The organism is Lysobacter sp. CA199, assembly GCF_052078715.1.
In the GTDB taxonomy this organism is placed as follows: Bacteria; Pseudomonadota; Gammaproteobacteria; order Xanthomonadales; family Xanthomonadaceae; genus Lysobacter.
Genome location: NZ_JBQJIL010000014.1, coordinates 148,002 through 166,475 on the forward strand (window position 1 = coordinate 148,002; position 18,474 = coordinate 166,475).

Annotated in this window: 21 protein-coding genes and 1 riboswitch; of the genes, 6 read left to right on the plus strand and 15 right to left on the minus strand. The window is 67.3% G+C overall.

Going from position 1 to position 18,474, the window contains the following annotated elements; genetic code table 11:
• The first annotated feature begins 138 nt into the window (after window positions 1–138).
• Entirely contained in the window at window positions 139–348 is a 210-nt protein-coding gene (locus ACTOWJ_RS24315; RefSeq protein ID WP_441337200.1) for a helix-turn-helix transcriptional regulator, read from the plus strand.
• A gap of 342 nt (window positions 349–690) precedes the next feature.
• Here the strand turns inward: ACTOWJ_RS24315 and ACTOWJ_RS24320 are convergent, their stop codons facing one another.
• On the minus strand, window positions 691–1,305 hold the full coding sequence (locus tag ACTOWJ_RS24320; RefSeq protein ID WP_441337201.1) for an energy transducer TonB: 615 nt from the start codon (window positions 1,303–1,305) through the stop codon (window positions 691–693).
• Between the two features lie 134 nt (window positions 1,306–1,439).
• Between ACTOWJ_RS24320 and ACTOWJ_RS24325 the strand changes: the two genes are divergently transcribed.
• From ACTOWJ_RS24325 to ACTOWJ_RS24335, 3 genes are read left to right on the plus strand one after another with little or no spacing between them, the layout of a single operon-like run.
• Complete coding sequence (locus tag ACTOWJ_RS24325; RefSeq protein WP_441337202.1) at window positions 1,440–2,075, plus strand: TetR/AcrR family transcriptional regulator; 636 nt, start codon at window positions 1,440–1,442, stop codon at window positions 2,073–2,075.
• A complete protein-coding gene (locus ACTOWJ_RS24330; RefSeq protein ID WP_441337203.1) occupies window positions 2,072–2,617 on the plus strand; it encodes a GFA family protein in 546 nt (181 codons plus the stop codon). Before ACTOWJ_RS24325 ends, ACTOWJ_RS24330 begins: the two co-directional genes overlap by 4 nt.
• Window positions 2,610–2,909 carry a DUF6958 family protein gene (locus ACTOWJ_RS24335; RefSeq protein WP_441337204.1) on the plus strand — a complete coding sequence of 100 codons (300 nt, stop codon included), beginning with the start codon at window positions 2,610–2,612 and terminating at the stop codon, window positions 2,907–2,909. Before ACTOWJ_RS24330 ends, ACTOWJ_RS24335 begins: the two co-directional genes overlap by 8 nt.
• Window positions 2,910–3,115: 206 nt before the next feature.
• On the opposite strand, the gene ACTOWJ_RS24340 is transcribed toward ACTOWJ_RS24335, so the two are convergent.
• The 12 genes from ACTOWJ_RS24340 to ACTOWJ_RS24395 all read right to left on the minus strand — a co-directional run bounded on the left by ACTOWJ_RS24340 (window position 3,116) and on the right by ACTOWJ_RS24395 (window position 14,259).
• A complete protein-coding gene (locus ACTOWJ_RS24340; RefSeq protein ID WP_441337205.1) occupies window positions 3,116–3,316 on the minus strand; it encodes a hypothetical protein in 201 nt (66 codons plus the stop codon).
• Window positions 3,317–3,388: 72 nt separating this feature from the next.
• Window positions 3,389–4,435 (minus strand): alpha/beta hydrolase, encoded by a 1,047-nt coding sequence (locus tag ACTOWJ_RS24345; RefSeq protein ID WP_441337206.1) that lies wholly within the window; start codon window positions 4,433–4,435, stop codon window positions 3,389–3,391.
• 175 nt (window positions 4,436–4,610) lie between these two features.
• Entirely contained in the window at window positions 4,611–4,838 is a 228-nt protein-coding gene (locus ACTOWJ_RS24350) for a hypothetical protein (RefSeq protein ID WP_441337207.1), read from the minus strand.
• 40 nt (window positions 4,839–4,878) lie between these two features.
• Window positions 4,879–5,538, minus strand: coding sequence for an epoxyqueuosine reductase QueH (locus tag ACTOWJ_RS24355; protein ID WP_441337208.1), 660 nt, complete (start codon window positions 5,536–5,538; stop codon window positions 4,879–4,881).
• Window positions 5,535–6,425: a 3-hydroxyisobutyrate dehydrogenase gene (mmsB, locus tag ACTOWJ_RS24360; protein ID WP_441337209.1), complete on the minus strand. Its 891-nt coding sequence runs from the start codon at window positions 6,423–6,425 to the stop codon at window positions 5,535–5,537. Before mmsB ends, ACTOWJ_RS24355 begins: the two co-directional genes overlap by 4 nt.
• On the minus strand, window positions 6,422–7,597 hold the full coding sequence (locus tag ACTOWJ_RS24365) for an enoyl-CoA hydratase/isomerase family protein (protein ID WP_441337210.1): 1,176 nt from the start codon (window positions 7,595–7,597) through the stop codon (window positions 6,422–6,424). Before ACTOWJ_RS24365 ends, mmsB begins: the two co-directional genes overlap by 4 nt.
• Window positions 7,594–8,388, minus strand: a complete 795-nt coding sequence (locus ACTOWJ_RS24370) for an enoyl-CoA hydratase (protein ID WP_441337211.1) — start codon at window positions 8,386–8,388, stop codon at window positions 7,594–7,596. The genes ACTOWJ_RS24365 and ACTOWJ_RS24370 overlap by 4 nt, the downstream gene beginning before the upstream one ends.
• Entirely contained in the window at window positions 8,385–9,563 is a 1,179-nt protein-coding gene (locus ACTOWJ_RS24375; protein WP_441337289.1) for an acyl-CoA dehydrogenase family protein, read from the minus strand. Before ACTOWJ_RS24375 ends, ACTOWJ_RS24370 begins: the two co-directional genes overlap by 4 nt.
• 11 nt (window positions 9,564–9,574) lie before the next feature.
• The gene (locus tag ACTOWJ_RS24380; protein WP_441337290.1) at window positions 9,575–11,089 is read right to left on the minus strand and encodes a CoA-acylating methylmalonate-semialdehyde dehydrogenase; all 1,515 of its coding nucleotides are present in this window, start codon (window positions 11,087–11,089) and stop codon (window positions 9,575–9,577) included.
• Between the two features lie 141 nt (window positions 11,090–11,230).
• Window positions 11,231–11,434, minus strand: a riboswitch (cobalamin riboswitch).
• 228 nt (window positions 11,435–11,662) lie between these two features.
• Window positions 11,663–12,112: a hypothetical protein gene (locus ACTOWJ_RS24385; RefSeq protein ID WP_441337212.1), complete on the minus strand. Its 450-nt coding sequence runs from the start codon at window positions 12,110–12,112 to the stop codon at window positions 11,663–11,665.
• A 219-nt stretch (window positions 12,113–12,331) separates the two neighbouring features.
• Entirely contained in the window at window positions 12,332–13,345 is a 1,014-nt protein-coding gene (locus ACTOWJ_RS24390) for a hypothetical protein (protein ID WP_441337213.1), read from the minus strand.
• Between the two features lie 479 nt (window positions 13,346–13,824).
• Window positions 13,825–14,259, minus strand: a complete 435-nt coding sequence (locus tag ACTOWJ_RS24395) for a hypothetical protein (protein ID WP_441337214.1) — start codon at window positions 14,257–14,259, stop codon at window positions 13,825–13,827.
• A 277-nt stretch (window positions 14,260–14,536) separates the two neighbouring features.
• Here ACTOWJ_RS24395 and ACTOWJ_RS24400 point away from each other — a divergent pair, with 277 nt between their 5' ends.
• A complete protein-coding gene (locus ACTOWJ_RS24400) occupies window positions 14,537–15,187 on the plus strand; it encodes an antitoxin Xre/MbcA/ParS toxin-binding domain-containing protein (protein WP_441337215.1) in 651 nt (216 codons plus the stop codon).
• Window positions 15,188–15,311: 124 nt separating this feature from the next.
• Window positions 15,312–15,788: an RES family NAD+ phosphorylase gene (locus ACTOWJ_RS24405; protein WP_441337216.1), complete on the plus strand. Its 477-nt coding sequence runs from the start codon at window positions 15,312–15,314 to the stop codon at window positions 15,786–15,788.
• 473 nt (window positions 15,789–16,261) lie between these two features.
• Here the strand turns inward: ACTOWJ_RS24405 and ACTOWJ_RS24410 are convergent, their stop codons facing one another.
• Complete coding sequence (locus tag ACTOWJ_RS24410) at window positions 16,262–16,978, minus strand: DUF4166 domain-containing protein (protein WP_441337217.1); 717 nt, start codon at window positions 16,976–16,978, stop codon at window positions 16,262–16,264.
• Window positions 16,956–18,470: a TIGR01777 family oxidoreductase gene (locus tag ACTOWJ_RS24415; protein ID WP_441337218.1), complete on the minus strand. Its 1,515-nt coding sequence runs from the start codon at window positions 18,468–18,470 to the stop codon at window positions 16,956–16,958. Before ACTOWJ_RS24415 ends, ACTOWJ_RS24410 begins: the two co-directional genes overlap by 23 nt.
• Window positions 18,471–18,474 lie beyond the last annotated feature (4 nt).

Below are 18,474 nucleotides of genomic sequence, written 5' to 3' on the forward strand. Positions count from 1 at the left end.
TCCGTGGGGGCATCTGACCCTCGAAAGTTCACTCCATCCCCCCTCTCCTCCCGGCGCACCATAGCCGGCACCCGCCGAGCACTTAAGGCCCATCCGCAGCGACCCTGCCGGTGGGCCTCATCACTTCTGAGGACACCTATGTACGAACAACACACGAACCGATCCGCCCCTCGTCTACTACCAATCGCCGAAGTCGTACAGATCGTCGGACTGGGCGAAAGCACGATATGGGAGCGCAGCCGACTTGGCAGCTTCCCCAAGCCAATCAAGCTCTCAATGCGCACCACTCGATGGGTGTCGGCCGAAGTGGAGCAGTGGGTGGCCGAGGCCATCGCCCGGCGAGCCTAGGAGGCAAGCCGCGCCATCGTGGCGGTAACTTTGGCGGTAACCCACCTCGGCATCCGCGACAATTCCGCGCAGATTGGTCGTTTCCGGTCAATGTTCGGTAGAGCCCACCCCACCAATTGGTTGACCCGCAAGGGTCCAAGACAGGCCGGAAACACTTGAATTCAAGGGTTTCCGGCCCTTTTTTGTTGGCGGTCGAGGTCCAGCGCTCCGAGCCGGACAAGCAACACAACCTCGCCATGAATTTCGCTATCGCCCGGCCGCGGACCCTGCATCGGCCGTGCATGTGCAGGCACTGTCCAAGCTTCGCCGCGAATCCTCGTGCCGCCAACCGCACAAGCCGCCCTAGATAACCACCCTGCGCCAGGGTTCGTGCCGCAGTTCTTTCTCGCTCTTGCCGCGGAAATCGAATTCGATGGCGACGATCACCGACGATGGAACCGCGCGGCCGCCATCGAAGGCCGGCTTGAATCGCCAGCGCTCCCACGCGTTGGTTCTGGCTTGGCGGTCCAGGTCGCTATCGCCGCTGCTGCGCAGGACGTCCACCGCCAAAACGGCGCCGGTCGCGGACACCAGGATCTGAAGTTCCACCGTACGCGCACGCTCATCGAAGGTACGCGTATACGGATCGACCGGTGCGGTAAGCCTGTCCGCGCTCGCGGCGATTTCGGGCAACGCGGTTGAATTTTCCGTCTCGAGCGGCACCGCGGTGACCGATCGGACCGTCACGCCGTCGGCGGCGTAGTGGTAATACGGGCTCTCCAACTCCGACAGCAATTGACACTCGTAATAGCACCAGTGCTCGTCATACGGAACGAAGAATTCGTCGCCGTGCTGTATCGACGCGACCACCGGCAGGGTCAGCGCCAGCAATAGCGCCGCGTGCAACGACACGGCCCCCGACATCGCTGCGATCCGAACGGCGCTCCATCGGGTATTCGGCCCGGCGGTCAGGTCCATGGCCACGGCTCCTGTGATTTGTCCGAACTCTGCGCCTGGCGCCGATCGGCCGCAATGCCCGGCCGCGTCCGAAGCTGGCCGAGCCTCCTGAACCGGTCGATTGACACATACCGACCGTATGGTATGTTTCGGACATGGCCAGACTCACCAAACAATCCCCCGAACGCGGCAGCGCCCGCATCCGCCTGCTCGAAGCGGCGCGCGACATCGTCCGCGCCAAGGGTTTCGCGGCCACCACCGTCGACGATCTGTGCAAGGCGGCCGACGTCACCAAGGGCGCGTTCTTCCACCACTTCGGCAGCAAGGACGCGCTGGGCGTCGCGGCGGCCGAGTTCTGGGCACAGACCACGAGCGCGTTCTTCCGCGCCGCGCCCTATCACGCGCCGGCCGATCCGCTCGAGCGCGTGCTGGCATACGTCGCGTTTCGCAAGGCGATCATCGCCGGCGACTTCGCCCAGTTCACCTGTCTGGTCGGAACCATGGCGCAGGAAGTGCACGCCAGCGCTCCGCAGATCCGCGATGCCTGCGGGCGCAGCATCTTCGGCCACGCGGCCACGCTGGAAGCCGACATCGAGGCGGCGCGACGCGAACGCGGCATCGACGCCGAATGGAGCGCCGCAAGCCTCGCCCGGCACACCCAGACCGTCATCCAGGGCGGCTTCGTGCTGGCCAAGGCCGGCAACGATCCTCAGCTTGCGTGCGAAAGCCTGGACCATTTGGACCTATACATCCGCCACCTGTTCCATATCGCGCAGGGCGCGCCGGAATGAACGCAACCACGACCATCACCAACATCGGATGCGCCTGCGGACAAACGCGACTCGAGGTGAGGCAGGCGCCGATCCTGGTTTCCGAATGCCTGTGCGACAGCTGCCGCGCCGCCGCGGCGCGTCTGGCCGAACTTCCGGGCGCCGGCAATTTGCTGACCTCTTACGGCGCCACGGCCAGCGCGGAATACCGAAAGGACCGGGTGCGGATCGTATCGGGCGCCGAGCAGTTGGGCGAATTCCGCTTGTCGCCGAGCGCGGGCTCGCGCCGGGTGGTGGCCCGCTGCTGCAACACGCCGGTGTTCCTGGAAATGAAGGGTGCGCATTGGCTGAGCCTGTATCTGCATCTGTGGCCAAGCCAGTCGCGGCCGAAACCCGAACTGCGGACCATGACCGGCGATCTGGCCGATGCCTGCGCGCTGCCGCAAGACATTCCCAACTTGAAGACGCATACGCCCTCGTTCTACGCCAAGCTGCTGTGGGCGTGGATCGCGATGGGCTTTCGCAACCCGAAGATCGAAGTCGCGCAGAAGATCGATGCCTGAGCAGAAGATCGAGATCGAGAACGTCAACAGCCCGGGACGGACCGAGCGAGTCGATCGCGCCAAATACACTGCGATGCGCGATGCGCTGCTGGCCGTGTTGCCGGCACAGGCACCCGGACTGAAGGTCGCCGACGCCAAGCAAGCGCTGTTGCCCTTGCTGCCGGACGACTTGTTTCCGCAAGGCAAGACCGCCGGCTGGTGGTTGAAGGCGGTACAACTGGACCTGGAAGCCAAGGGCGCGATCAAGCGCGCATCCGGCAAGCCGGTTCAGCTCTATCGCCACGGCGGTTGAATCGCCGGCGCGCGCGCCGTGGTTGGATCGCCAAACAAAAGGCCGGCGAATGCCGGCCTTTTTCTGGAACGAGTCCAGGTGGATCTTGCACGGCGGTTAACACCGCCATCTTGCTCGCGCCGGCACCGCCGGGGCGCGCAGCCCCGCCGGCGGGCAGAGGCGACCGAACGCGCGCGGTCCACGCGCGTCACCCCCTTCACCGCGGATCACTCCTCCGCTTCGCCCTCTTCGTCCTCGTCTTCTTCCTCGTCCTCGTATTCCAGACCGAGCGAGTAACGGATCCACGGCTCGCCTTCGTTATGCTTGCCGGTGGCGATGGCGAGGATCACCCAGCCCTCTTCCAGCAGTCGGTTGACTTCCTGGACGCTGTCGATTTCCTGCACGGTTCCGATCGTTTCCAAATCCACGGTGCGTTGTTCCTTGAGGGATGGCGCGCAAGGATAAATCACACCACGCCATTGGCGAAGGGCGGCGGCGGCTTACGCGCCGCGCGCCTTGGGCAGCTGCGACACGGCCTGCCCCTGCCGGCACGGCGCGCGGGCATCGGCTGCCACGATCTGCGCTGCCGCGCGCACCGAAGCGCGCAGCATCGGCCCGTGATCGAGCCCGGCGAACGATCGATAACAGGCCTGCGCGCCGCGTTTGCGATCCAGGCGCTCGGCCAACCGCTGCGTCGCGTCGGCCGGCGCGGCGGCGATGCGCGCCAGATGCGCGGCCACGCGCGGATCGCCGCGGTCGCGCCCAGCCTCGTCGGGTCGGCGCTCGCGTTCGCCCTGCATGAGCAGCACGCTCACCGGCCGCTGTCGCTTGCGCTCGAAAAAGCCCCGCTCCGGCGCGCCCAGGAGCATGCCCTGATCCCACCACAGCGAAGGGCTGGCCGGCAGCCAAGTCGCGAACGCATCGCCGTGGGTGTACAGCAGATTCAACACGAACAAGCCGCCGAAAGAATGGCCCCAGACGGCTTCGCGCGACCGGTCCAGCGGCACCCGGCGCCGAACTTCGGGCTGGATGCGCTCGACGATCGCCTCGGCGAAGGCATCCGCGCCGCCGCCGCTGCGCACGCCGCCCTCGCCCAGGGCCGCGCTGGGGGTGTAGTCGCGGGTACGCGCCGCCGTGTCGATGCGCAGATCGTTGTCGTGACCGATGAACACCAGCACCGGCGCGGCGCCGCGCGCCAGTTCGGCCAGTAAGGCCTGGTCGAACTCCATCAACGCCGCATTGCCGTCGAGCATGTACAGCGCCGAAAACCCGTGGCGCGGCGCGCGTTGCAGGGCAATGCCCAAGGTCACCCGCCAGCGGCGTCGGCCGTCGGCGCTTTCGATCACGAAGCGTTCGAAGCGGTACGCGGCCGACGGCGCGTCGGCGACGGTCGGGCCGATGGTCTGGCGCGGATCGCGCGGCTGCGCGGCTACCGGCGACAACGCCAGGCACGCGCCGAGCGAGAACATCACGCCGAACAGGGCCGAACGGTATCGGGCCGAACGGCATCGGCTGCGACGTCGATCCATCGGTACGGGAATGTGCATGACTCAAGAACCTGGGTAGAAGACGATCGGTCCTCTGGCGGCGGCTCGAGGGGCGAGTGCGAGTGCGAATGCGGCCGGCGCGATTGGCGAACCGGACGGCGGTGCTGCGCGGGCGCGGAGGCGCTCCGCATCGCCGCCGCATGGTAACAAGCCGCCGCCGCGTCGCGGCAAGGCCTCAGGCCTTGTCGATTTTTCCGGCCAGCGCGTGTCCGGGATACTTGCGCCGGACCAGCACCATCGCCTCTCTGCGATTGCTGGCGCGGACCGCTTCGACGAAGCTCACCGCGTCCGCACTCAGCGGCTCGCCCGAACGGCTGGCGCGACGGCCCAGCACCCAGTAATCGTGATGGTCCTGTTCGCGCCCGGCGCGCACGACCTCGACAAAGAACGTCGGTTTGCTCATCGGCGGTTCCCTTGCTTCTCGCGCCCGCTTGATCGCGCGCTCAGTCGGATTGCGGCTCGTCGCTGTAGAACATCACGCCGAGCTTGATCCGCTCGCGTCCCTTCGCCTTGCGATGACGGTTGGTGTCGCGCAGCGAGTACACGCAGCCGCAGTACTCCTGCTGATAGAAACGCTCGCGCTTGCTGATCTCGACCATGCGCTGGCTGCCGCCGTCCTTGCGCCAGTTGAAGTCCCAGTACGCCAAGCCGGCGTAAGGTGCGGCCGCGCGATGGCCGCTGTCGTTGATCTGGGCCATGTTCTTCCAGCGCGAGATGCCCAGCGAACTGGTCATCCACTCGAAGCCGTGTTCGTGCGCGTACAGCGCGGTGCGTTCGAAGCGCATGTCGAAGCACATGGTGCAGCGGATGCCGCGCTCGGGTTCGTTCTCCATGCCCTTGGCGCGGGCGAACCAGTTGTCGGTGTCGTAGTCGGCATCGATGAAGGGCACGCCGTGCTTCTGCGCGAAGCGGATGTTCTCCTCCTTGCGCAGTTCGTATTCCTTGAGCGGGTGGATGTTGGGGTTGTAGAAGAACACCGAATACTCGAGGCCCGACTCCACGAACGCCTCCATCAGCTCGCCCGAACACGGCGCGCAGCACGAATGCAACAGCAGCTTGCCGCCCTCGCCCGGCAGGCTCACCGGTTTGCGCGGCGCGCTCATGCGTCCTTGGCGACCAGCTTGACCACGCTGGAGAAATCCAGCCCGCCGTGGCCGGCGCGGCTGTTCATCGCATACAGATTGCGCGCCAGTTCGCCGAGCGGAATCGAAGCGCCCACGCCCATCGCGGCCTCGGCGGCCAGGCCGAGATCCTTGAGCATCAGATCGTTGCCGAAGCCGCCGCTGTAGCCGCGCGAGGCCGGCGCATTGTCGAGCACGCCCGGCCACGGGTTGCAGACTTCGGTGGCCCAGCTGCGGCTGGTGCTGACCGCCATCATCTGCGATAGCACCTTGGGATCCAGACCGTGCGCCACGCCCAACGCCAGCGCTTCGCCGGTCACCGCCATGATCACGCCCAGCGCCATGTTGTTGCACAGCTTGGCGACTTGGCCGGCGCCGCTGGCGCCGACGTGGAAGATGTTCTTGCCCATCGCCTGCAACACCGGGCGCGCGCGCTCCAGCGCGGCCGTTTCGCCGCCGACGATGAAGGTCAGCGTGCCCGCCGCCGCGCCGGCGGTGCCGCCGGACACCGGCGCATCGATCATGTCGATGGCCGCCGCGGCAGCCGCCTGCGCGACCTTCTGCGCCGATGCCGGCGCGATGGTGCTGCAGTCGATGACCAGGGCACCGGTCGGAATCGCACGGAGCAAGCCATTCTCGCCCAGGTACAAACCTTCGACATGGCGGCTGGCCGGCAACATCGAGATCACCACCTCGGCGCCGACCACGGCTTCGGCGGCGCTCGCCGCGGCGGTGGCGCCGGCCGCGACCGCGGCTTCGACCGCCGGAGCGGACAGATCGAACACACTCAACGCGTGTCCGGCCTTGAGCAGGTTGGCGGCCATCGGCCCGCCCATGTTGCCCAGACCGATGAAAGCGATGCGGCTCATGCGCGAGTCTCCGTGGACAGTTCCAGACCGGCCAGCGGATGCGCGCCGTCGGACCAGGGGGCGGTGAAGAACGCGGCGGCCCAGGCCGCATCGGCTTGCTGCACAGCGGCCGGGTTCCAACGTGGATTGCGATCCTTGTCGATCAGCAAGGCGCGGATGCCCTCGGCGAAATCGCCGTGCGCGGCGCAGCGCAGCGAGACCAGATACTCCAGACGGAAGGTGTCGGCCAGCGACAAGGCCGCCGCGCGATGCTGCAACTCATAACCCAGCCGCGCCGAACCCGGCGCGCCCGCGGCCAAAGTCTTGCGCGCGGTCTGCAGCCAGGCGTCGTCGGCGTCGATCGCTTCGATGCGCGATACCACGGTGTCCAGATCCTGCGCATCGCACAGGCCTTCGATCAGCGCCGCATGCTGTTGCAACGGGCCCGCCGGTGCGGCTTCGCCCTGCGCCAGCAGCAATGCGCTCAGACGTTCGCGATCGCTGCGTGCATCGCCCGACCACGCCTGGGCGGCCAGATCGGCGAATACCGCCTCGCGTCGCGCTTCAGGCAGGTAGTGATCGGCCAGGCCCGCATAAATGGCGTCGCCCGCATTCAAGGGCGCGCCGGTCAGGGCCAGAAACAGTCCGGCGCGACGCGGCACGCGGTTGAGTAGCCAACTGCCGCCGACGTCCGGATACAGGCCGACGGTGATCTCGGGAAACGCAAGACGCGAACGCTCGCTGACCACGCGATGGCTGGCGCCGGACATCAGACCGATGCCGCCGCCCATCACGATGCCGTGGCCCCAGCACAGCAGCGGCTTGGGATAGGTGTGGATGCGATAGTCCAGGCGGTACTCGGTAGCGAAGAATTCGCTGGCCTGCGTGTTGTTGCGGATATCGCCGCCGCCGGCGTCGCGATACTCGCGCATGCCACGATACAAGCCGTGCAGATCGCCGCCGGCGCAGAACGCCTTTTCGCCCGCGCCTTGCAGCACCACCACGGCGATCGCGGCATCCTCGGCCCACGCGGCCAATTGCGCGTCGAGCAAGCTCGCCATCTCCAGCGACAAGCCGTTCAAGGTCGCCGCGGCGTTGAGCGTGGCCAGGCCGATCCGGCGGCCGCCCGCGGCCGCGCGCTCCTCGAACAATACCGGTGCCGGCGTCACGGCTTCCTGGATCGAGGCGTTCATGCGTTCTTCCATTGCGCGGCGCGCTTTTCCAGGAACGCGGCCACGCCTTCGGTCTGATCGGCGCTGTCGAACAGATCGACGAACGCCTCGCGCTCGCGCACCAGCGCGGTGACGTGCGATTGCGCGCGCGTGGCCTGCACCAGGGCCTTGCACGCGGCGACACTGGTCGGGCTCTGCTTTTCGGCCTGCTTGGCCCAAGCCAGCGCGCGCGCCTTGGCCTCGCCCTTGCCGACCACTTCCTCGACCAGACCGATGCGCAGCGCGGTGGCCGCATCGACGCGCTCGCCGAGCAGCATCATCCGCTTGGCCCAGCCTTCGCCGACCAGACGCGGCAGATTCTGGGTACCGCCCGCGCACGGCAGCAGGCCGACCGTCGCTTCGGGCAGCGCCAGTTGCGCCTGTTCCTCGACGATGCGCAGATCGCAAGCCAGCGCGCATTCCAGCCCGCCGCCCATCGCGTAACCGTTGATCGCCGCGATCGACACGCCGCGGAACGCGCTCAAGGCTTCGAAGGCTTCGCCGAAGCGGCGCGCGGCGTCGCGCGCCAGGGCTTTGTCGCCGCTGGCGAACTGCTTGAGGTCGGCGCCGGCGGAGAAGAATTTCTCGCCTTCGCCGACGATCACCAGGGCGTAGACATCGCGCTCGCCGTCGAGGTCGCGGACCAGGTCGCGCAAGGCGGCCAGGCTGTCGCGGGTCCAGGTGTTGGCCGGCGGTTTGCTCAGGGTGACCACGGCGGTGTGGCCGTCGATCTCCAGCTTCAGCCCGGTGTAGGCGTTGTCGGAAAGACTCATCGCAATTCCTCGTCGGTGTTCAGCAGATGGCGCGCGATGATCACGCGCATGATTTCGTTGGTGCCTTCCAGGATCTGATGCACCCGGCAGTCGCGCAGCAGGCGTTCGATCGGGTATTCGCGCATGTAGCCGTAGCCGCCGTGGATCTGCAGCGCCTCGTTGCAGATCGCGAAGCCGGCGTCGGTGGCGAAACGCTTGGCCATCGCGCACCACACGGTGGCGTCGCTGCTGCCCGAGTCGACCTTGCGCGCGGCGGTATGCACCATCTGCCGCGAGGCGACCAGTTGGGTCGCCATGTCGGCGAGCTTGAACTGCAGCGCCTGGAACTCGGCCAGTTTCTTGCCGAATTGGCGGCGCTCGCCCATGTAGCGGCGCGCCGCGTCGAGCGCGCCCTGGGCCGCGCCGAGCGAGCAGCTGGCGATATTGAGCCGGCCGCCGTCGAGTCCCTTCATCGCGATCTTGAAACCGTCGCCTTCGCGGCCGAGCAGGTTCTGCGCCGGCACCCGCACGTCCTGGAACGCGATGCCGCGGGTGGGCTGGCTGTTCCAGCCCATCTTTTCTTCCTTGCGCCCGTAGGCGATGCCGTCGCTGTCGGCGGGTACCGCGAACGCACTGATGCCGCGCGCGCCTTCCACGCCGGTACGCGCCATCACCACCAGCATGTCGGTGGAACCGGCGCCGGAGATGAAGGCCTTGGCGCCGTTGATCACGTAATGGTCGCCGTCGCGCACCGCGCGCGTTCTCAGCGAGGCCGCGTCCGAGCCCGCGCCCGGTTCGGTCAGGCAATACGACGCCAGGCGTCGGCCGCTGGCCAGCGCCGCGCCCCATTGCGCGCGCACCGCTTCGCCGGCGTGCGCGGTCAGCATCCAGGTCGCCATGTTGTGGATGCTGATGAACGCCGCGGTGGACGGATCGACCGCGGCCAGCTCCTCGAACACGATCGCCGCATCCAGACGGGTCATGCCCGAACCGCCCGCGCCTTCATCGACGTACAGGCCGCAAAAACCCAACTCGCCCGCATGCGCGATCGCCTCGCGCGGAAATTCGCTGGTCGCATCCCAATGCGCCGCGTGCGGCGCCAGTTGCGCCAACGCGAAATCGCGCGCGGCCTCGCGGAACGCGGCCTGCTCTTCGCTCAGCCCGGTCGGCAACGCCGCCGCGACCTGCCAGTCCATGACGGCGGCCATCACTTCAGGCTGATCGTGGTGTTGACGCCGTGGCCCAGGGTTTCATCGTCGAACCAGCGCGCGGTGACGGTCTTGGTCTGGGTGTAGAACATCACCACTTGCTTGCCGTACGGTCCCAGGTCGCCGAGCTTGGACGCGCGCGAACCGGTGAAGGAGAACAGCGGCACCGGCACCGGAATCGGCACGTTGATGCCGACCTGGCCCACGTCGATGTCCTCCTGGAACTTGCGCGCGGCCGCGCCGGACTGGGTGAAGATCGCGGTGCCGTTGCCGTTGGGATTGGCGTTGATCAGCGCGATCGCTTCGTCGAGCGTATCCGCGCCGAGCAGCACCAGCACCGGCCCGAAGATTTCCTCGTCGTAGATGCGCATGCCGGGCTTGACCCCGGAGAAGATCGTCGGCCCGACGAAATTGCCTTGCGCGTAACCGGGAACCGTCGGCTTGCGGCCGTCGAGTTCCAGCACCGCGCCCTGCTCCACGCCCGAGGCGATCAGGCCCTCGACGCGCTCGCGCGCGGCGCAGGAAATCACCGGTCCCACGTCGGTACCGGGCTCGGTGCCGGCGTTGACCTTGAGCGTGCGCGCCTTGGCCACCAGTTCGGGAATCCACTCGCGCGCCTGTCCGACCAACACCGCGGTCGACGCGGCCATGCAGCGCTGTCCGGCCGCGCCGAATGCGGCGCCGGCCATGGCGTTGAGGGTTTGTTCCTTGTTCGCGTCGGGCAGCACCACGGCGTGGTTCTTCGCGCCCAACATGCATTGCACCCGCTTGCCGGCGAGCGTGGCGCGCCGATACACATGGGTGCCGACCTTGGTCGATCCGACGAAGGACACCGCCTGGATCGTGGGGTGATCGCAGATCGCGTTGACCACCTCCTCGCCGCCGTGCACGACGTTGAGTACGCCCTTGGGTACGCCGGCCTGCAACGCCAGTTCGACCAGACGCATGGTCACCAGCGGGTCCTGTTCGGAGGGCTTGAGCACGAAGGTGTTGCCGGTGGCGATGGCCATCGGGAACATCCACAGCGGAATCATCGCCGGGAAATTGAACGGGGTGATGCCGGCGCACACGCCGAGCGGTTGCAGCAGCGTGTAGGTATCCACGCCATTGGCGACGTTGTTGGCCAACTCGCCCAATTGCAGATTGCCGATCGCCGCGGCGTGTTCGACCACTTCCAGGCCGCGGAACACGTCGCCCTCGGCGTCGGGCAAGGTCTTGCCCTGCTCGGCGGTGAGGATCGCGGCGAGCTCGCTCATGTGCTCGCGGATCAATTGCTGATACTTGAGGAAGATCCGCGCGCGCGCGCCGATCGGGGTCTTGCGCCAAGTCTTGAAGGCGCGCGCGGCGGCCTCGACCGCGGCGTTCACTTCATCGGCGGTCGCCATCGGCACGCGCGCCAATACCGCCTGCGTCGCCGGATTGACGACGTCGCGCCATTGGGTGCTGGTGGATTCGACGAACTCGCCGTCGATCAAAAGTTTGACCGTCGCGACCTGGGTCGCAACGCGATGCATCTCGTTCATGGTCGGTCTCCGTATCGCACACCCGCGAAAGCGGGTGCCGCGGAGACATCAGACAAGGCGAGACGAGGGCAAACGGACGCCGCATCGCATCAGCTCGTCCGGTTGCCCGCCGCAACACCCGAGGAGGACATCTCCCGATGTCCGCCACGGGCCGGTCTCCGGGCTTGCGAGCGATGCCGTGGCATCACCCCGACTCCTTCCCGCGCGAGCGCAGTGGTTACGTCGGGTGTTCTCGCCTACCGTTGCGGGGGCAGCGCCGGAATTGGACGATCACGTCCGCACCGGCTTCCCGTTTCACCCTGCGTGCCGGTATGGACCGACGGCAAGGCACCTGTGGCTGGCGGAGTGTAGTGCTTGGCCATGGTCGCGGACAAGCAGCATCGCGGTGTCACACATTCAGTTCAACGTGTCCGACGCGTTCATCGATGCCATCGGATGCGATTGTCGGCCTCGCGGGCCGCCACTTTCGTGCACGTCGGCGTGCAACTGTGAATGGCCCGCTCGCGACGCGGACGCTCGATCCGCGGTCGAGGCTCGCCGCGACGATCCGGCGCGAACGCGATATCAGCACGCCATCGCGCGAGCGTCGTCCATCGAACCGCGGCACAGATGCTCCAATGCGATCGACAGCGCCAGCACATAGGTCTGCGATTGCACGCCGCGCACCAGAGCGATGCGGTTCTCGATGCCTTCGGGTTCGCACAAGCGCGCGTCGGCAAGATGGCTGGGCCGAATCTCGACAAAAGGCAACGCGCTCGATTGCAGCGCCTGGACGATGCGGCGGTCGCGCACGCAGGCACCGGTGTCGAGCAAGATCGCCTCGGTCTGCGGCGTGCGCAGCGCTCCGATCGCGGCGACGAGGGCTTTGTCGCTGGCCAGATTGTGCACGGCGATGCGGCGGCCTGCGCGGTTGGCGCGAATGATCAGCTGCACCAGCAGCAGGCGATCGATGTCGCATTGATCGCGGAACATACCGTTGGGGCGCTTGGGCCCGCGCAACAGAACGATCGACATGGGTGTCTCCAGCTAAACGACGACGAGCGGACCCCGGACGCGGATTCGATGCGGCCCGCAGAACAAATGCCAGTGTCCACGCAAGCGCCGTAAACATTCCATTCCGCCCTCGGCCGCCCGCGTATAGCGCGTGTAAACGCCTCGATACGCCCATCGAACGCATCGGTTAGATCGCATCGGTCGCGACTACGCGCGCAACGTCGCACGCGCCGCGCCGTCCTACGCGGCGCAGGTCGCCAACTGCTGGCGCGCGTACCAGATCGCCCGCCGCGCCTGGTCGTAGGCCATGTCGGCCGAACGCGGCAGCAATTGCTCGGCGCGGATCGGATCGACCCCGCTGGCCATCGCGCGCTCGATCTGCTCCAACTCGGTCAATCGCACGATCGCCGGTGCCAGCAGATCGCGCAACCGCGAGCGATCGCAACCGGCGTGGCCGGCTTCGACATCGCCGATCGCCCGGCGGATGCGCCGGCTGGCCTCGCCTTGCAGTCCCGGCGCTTTTTCGAACGCGATCGGCGCGGCCTTGTAGGCATCGCCGGTGGCCTCGCTGCCCAGGTCCGAAGGCCGTTCGTGCAGCGCCGGATTGAAGCGAAACTCCGGCGGCGGCCGCGCCCGCGCCGATTGGATCTGTTTTTTTCCCGGCAGTTTGTCGGCGATCTTCTTGAGTCGCTTGCCGGCGCGTTCCAACAGAACGCCGGCCAGATTGCCGTCGCTTTCCCAGTCCTGCGCGAACGCGGAATCCTGCGGCTCGATCGGAACCGAACGCTCGAAGCGGCGTTTGGCCCGCGCCAGTTTCGGATCGTCCGGATCGCCCGGCGGGCGCGCTTGCGGCGCGCGCATGGGATCGAACTCCGGGGCCACGCCCAACGCGACCCGTCCGTCGGCGGTGTAGAGCCGACTGGGCGCGGCCGTCGATGCAGGCGGGGCATCGGCGCGCAATGGCGGCGGCGAACGCGTCGCGGCCACATGCGGACGCGCGACCGGCGGCGACAGCGCAGACGGCGATCGCGACGAACGCGGCGGCGGCTCGACGGCGGCCACCGGTTCGGCCTGCTCGACCGGTGCGCGCGGCGCGCGAATCGATTCGATCAGCACCACCTCCATCTCCTCCGCCTGCGGCAACGGCGCCGGCACCGCGAACAACAGCCAGCCGGTGAACAGCGTCACCGCGATGGCGATCAGCAACGCGCCCGCATGGATTCCGGCCTCTTGCGGTGCAGCGGCTTTGTTCATTCGTCCTTCGAGGCGGTAACGGGAGCGTGCGTTCGATCGCTTCAAGCCCGGACGCGGCGGCGGCCGTGTCCGCGCTCGCGCGGGATCGTTCGGGTGGGACGAGGACACGGTGCAGCGCGCTGCGCGGGATCACCGGCGCGGCGCGACGAACGCGATCGCCGTGGATGCGGCGCGTCGGCGCATTCGCCGTTCAGGCCGAATGCGCGAACGATGCGGGCGTCCGATCGGTGAGCGCGACGATACCCAGTGCGATACCTGCGGGAGAATAAAAATTCCGTTGCATCGGCGATGCGCGTGCCGCCGGTGTAACGTGCGTTCATGATCCGGCGAAGGCGCCAAGCGCCGCCGCTCGCCTCGGCTCGCTCCGACGGGGCGCGTGACTCAAACAAAAAGGCCGGCATACGCCGGCCTTTCGCTGTATCGATCGCGACCGCTCCGCAGCGCCATCGCTGCGCCGCATCGCGCGATCGTCTCTATCTTCAGCGTTTGCGGAACGCCGGCACCAGGGCGCCTTCGGCGAGCTTGCCGTTGGCCTTCCACACGATGGTTTCCTTGGGGAAGTCTTCGCTGCGCGTGGCGGCGACCACGCGCGCGGCCAACACCTTGGGCGCGCCCTTGACCGACGGGTTCCAGGCGAACACGCCCTGCCTGCCGTACCAGACCACCGGCGTGGTGGTGTCCAGGCGCCGGTCCGGGCACAAGACCATGTCGTGGCTTTTCAGCGCCTTCAGCGCGGCGGCCGGAACGGCGGTGACGCCGGGCCGGGTGCGGTCGGCGGAATGGTCGGGGCAGGCTTCGGCCGATTGCGCCATCGCGTCTTCGTAGACCTGGCGGTCCTTCTGTGCTTGGGCGGGTAAGGCGGTTGCGGCGATCAAGCCCAGGCACGATCCGAAGATGCGCGATTGACGGTTCATGGATGACTCCTTGCGATAGACGAGTTGCGATTCCCGGCGCGGATGGGCAGGGGTCCGCGGGACCTTGGGGATGCTCAGCATAGCAACCGCAAATGGCCCATTTCGTGTCGGCGACGACCGCCCCCTGTCGCCGAGGAGTGCAGCATGACCCATCTACGTCGCAGGGCCCGCGAACGGATGCAGCGGCCGGGCCCCGGTTCGCGACGCCGCGCACATTTTGTACATTTTGATGCTATGATCCGTCCAGATTAAGACTGATCGGACAGGACGAGCCCCCATGAGCAAAGCCGCCAAGACCCCCACGCCGGCCAAGGCCGCGCCCCGCTCCGCCGCAAAATCCGCCGCCAAGAGCAGCGACCGCGCCAAGCCGGAGCTGCGCGAGAGCCGGCTCGGCACGCAGGAAGCGGCCTACCCCAAGCCGCCGTGGCGCAAGCGCGGAGCCTCGGTCAAGGAACCCGGGCCGCTGGAGTCGTACCACGCCCCGGGCACGCTCAACGGGTACGTCGCCTATCTGCGCACCGCCAGCCCGCTGCAACGCGTGGAGGCCGAACGCGAAGGCGTGCCGGCGCAAGTGGTCAAGCACATGGCCAGCAGCATGGATCTGTCGGCGATGCGCATGTTCAATATTCTCGGCGTCGCCAAGGCCACCGCCGAAAGCAAGGCCGCGCAGCATGCGCGCATTACCGGCGCCAGCGGTCAGGCCGCGCTGGGGGTGATGCATTTGCTTGGCATCGCCGAATCCATCGTCGCCGACAGCACCGATGCCGACGCGCAGGACTTCGACTCGGCCCGCTGGCTCGGCAACTGGATCGAGCAACCGCAAGCGGCCTTGGGCGGACAGAAGCCGGCCGACCTGCTGGATACGCCGACCGGCCTGAGCGTGGTCGCGCGCTTGCTGGGTTCTTTGGAAAGCGGCGCTTACCAGTGATGGCGCGGCACTCCTCCCTCGCGGGCGCGCGGTCGATCGCGCGCCCGCTTTCTTCGCGTGGGCCCGCTCCGGGATCGGCCACCGCAGCGACAATCCGGACCATCGCCGCAAGGATGAGGCTTCAATGAAACTTTGGCGTATCGCCGGCGAAACCCGCGCTTATCGCGCCGACGACATGAGCGGCGCGGGCGCGGCCAAATTTCCCGGCCGTTGGAACGACGACGGCCAGCGCGTGCTCTATACCGCCACTTCGTTGGCGCTGGCGGCGTTGGAGACCGCGGCCTATGTGGATTCGCACGGCCTGCCGTTGAACCGGCACGTGGTGTCGATCGAGGTGCCCTCGGCGGTGTGGAAGGCGCGCATCCAACTTACCCCGCAGGATCTGCCCGGCGGATGGGACGCGGTGCCGGCCGGCATGGCCAGCGTGCGGATCGGCTCGCAATGGCTGAGCGGCGGCGCCTCGGCGCTGCTGCTGGTGCCATCGGTGATCGTGCCGGAGGAGTACAACGCATTGATCAATCCCGAGCACCGCGATGCGAAGAAGCTGCGGGCTACGGCGGGGCGCAAGTTTCAGTACAACGTGGTGTTTCGGGCGCCTTGAGGGGGCGGGATCGGGGATTGGAGGATGAGGTCCACAGTCGGGGCGGAACGGAACTGGAAGTTGGAATTCGGAAACAGCGTACTCACCTACCGTCATTCCCGCGAAGGCGGGAATCCAGTGACTTCAAGCGTTCTCGCACGAAAGGCCCTGGATTCCCGCCTTCGCGGGAATGACGGCCTGGAGGGATGACGCTAAAGGCTCTGGATATTCTGCTCCGCCGAAGTAAAGCGGAGCCGCCTTCGCGGAAATGTCGGGCCGAAGGATGATGCTGAAGCAGCCACCCCGCCATCTGCCTCCCTGCCCGGCCGTCCATGGCCCTCGCTTCATCCTTGCTTGCTTCATCCTTACCTGCCGCATCCATGCGCGCGACCTTCCCGGTCCACCTGCATCCCTGCATCCCTGCTTCACTCGCCTCCCTGTCACACCGGCCTCCATGCCGCGTTCGCGTCCCTGCCGATACGACTCGACGATCTTCAATCGACCCGACCACCCATGCGTTCGAAACTGCCGTCCTGATGGAACAGCGGCCCGAACCACGGATGCGATACGTCGATGCTGACTTCGAAATGCTCCGCATCCAGATCGCGGTGCACCAGCACGAAACGTCCCGGCCAGAACGGTTTCGGCAGCGGCAGGCGCAGGCCGCGCCAGTGCAGGAAATAACCGTCGTCGACGAACACCAGCCGGTTGGGCAGCACCTCCAGACGCACGCGCATGCCCAGGCCGCCGCCGAAATGCTCCAACAGCTGGCCGTTCTCGCCCAGCAACATGCGCGAACGGAAACTGAAGACTTCATCGACGAAGTGATACGTGCGGGTCTTGATCCAACCCAGGCCGCGCGCCATCGGTTTCACGTCGAAACGGAACGGCACCTCGTCGGCGTTGTGATGCGGCAGCACCCGCGCGTAGCGGATCAAGCGTGCGAACACGCCGCCCAATCGGGTGCAGCGCACCTGATGCATGTTGCCGACGTATTCGGCCTGGGCCTGGCCGGGCGGTAATTCGAAACGCGCCTGGATATGCGGATGCAACAGCGACCAGCGCGTGCCCAGCACGGCCCGCAGCAACGCGGCCAGATCGTGCGATGCCGCCGGGCCACGCGGTTTGTCGTCGGCACCGGCCAGTCCGCCGGCGGTCGTCGCGCCTTCAATGCGCTCGCAAGGCAAGTCAATGGGTTGCAACAGTTCCATGTTGGTCCTTTGGGTGTCCCTCACCCGTATGGAAAGAACGCGGATCGATGTCCAAACCGGCGTTACCGGAACGCAACGCGCTGTCCAGGCCGGGATGGAGGAAACTGAAACGCTGATCGAGCAGGCGTTGCGGCGCGACCACCGGGCCGTCGAGCAGCATCGTCGCCATCTCGCCCAACGCCAGCCGCAGCGGCGCGGCGGGCACGCGCAAGAACGCGGGGCGATGCAGCGAATGCGCCAAGGCCTGGGTGAATTGCGCCTGGGTGCAACCGCCCGGCGCGACCAGGTTGTAGGGGCCGCGGATGCCGACGTGCTCGACGGCTTGTTCGACGAAGCGCAGCACATCGTCCAGGTGTACCCAGGCGAACCATTGCCTGCCGTCGCCGAGCCGAGCGGCGGCGCCGAGCGCGGCGCTCAGCGACAACATCGGCAGCAGGCCGCCGCTGCGATGCAGAACCAGACCCAGGCGCATCGTCACCACACGCACGCCCTGCGCCGATACTTTCGCCGCCGCTCGCTCCCAAGCCACGCACAACTCGCTGGGGAAATCGCCGCGCACCGGCTGCGGATCGCGCAGTTCCGGCGCGCTGCGCGCATGCGCGCCGTACAGACCGACCGCGCTGGCTTGCAGCCACAGCGCCGGCTTGCGCCGGGAACGCTCGCACCAAGCGCGCAGCGCATCGGTGGTGCCGATGCGGCTGGCCAGCAGCGCGCGCTTGCGCGCCGGCGACCAGCGCGGACCGACCACCGGCGCGCCGGCCAGGTTGATCACCACGTCGACGGCTTCGTCGTCGCGCAGTTCGGCGGTATCGGCGATACAGCGCGCGCGGCCGCCGAAGCGCAACGCGGCGCGGCGCGGATCGCGGCTGAGCACGGTGACCCGATGGCCGCCGGCCAGCAGCCCTTCGACCAGCGCGGTGCCGATGAAACCGGTACCGCCGCTGATCAGAAAGTCCTGCTGCGGATGATCGCGCAGCAAGGCCCGCGGTTCCGGCTCGGCGGCGTTGGCGCGCGCGGCCAGACCGTCGCGCATCGCCGAGATCGCGATACCGATCGCCGCCGCGGTCAGCGCCCAGGACATCCAACCGAAGGAATGCGTCTGCAGCGCACTCGGCGCCGACCAGTCCTGCCGGGTCGCCAGCGCATACACCGCGAACATTGCGCCGCCGTTGACCGCCAGGATCGTGTGCAGCACGCGCTCGGTGTTGGGCAGCAGTCGGGTCGCGTCTTCGACCACGAAGTCCCACAAGGTGATGCCGACCTCGATCGACACCAGCGCCCACACCGCTGCCAGCCACGCGCCTTGCGGCTGGATCCAGGCGAACACCAGGAACAGAAAACCGTAGACGAAGCCGCGCGCCGAATGCAGCTTCAACTCCAGCGCGGCGCTGCGGCGGTTGGCGAGTTTTTCCATCAGTTCGTGATGGGCGATGGTGTCGATCGCGCCCAACACGATCTGCAACAGCAACAAGGCGATGAATAAACGTTCCATGGCG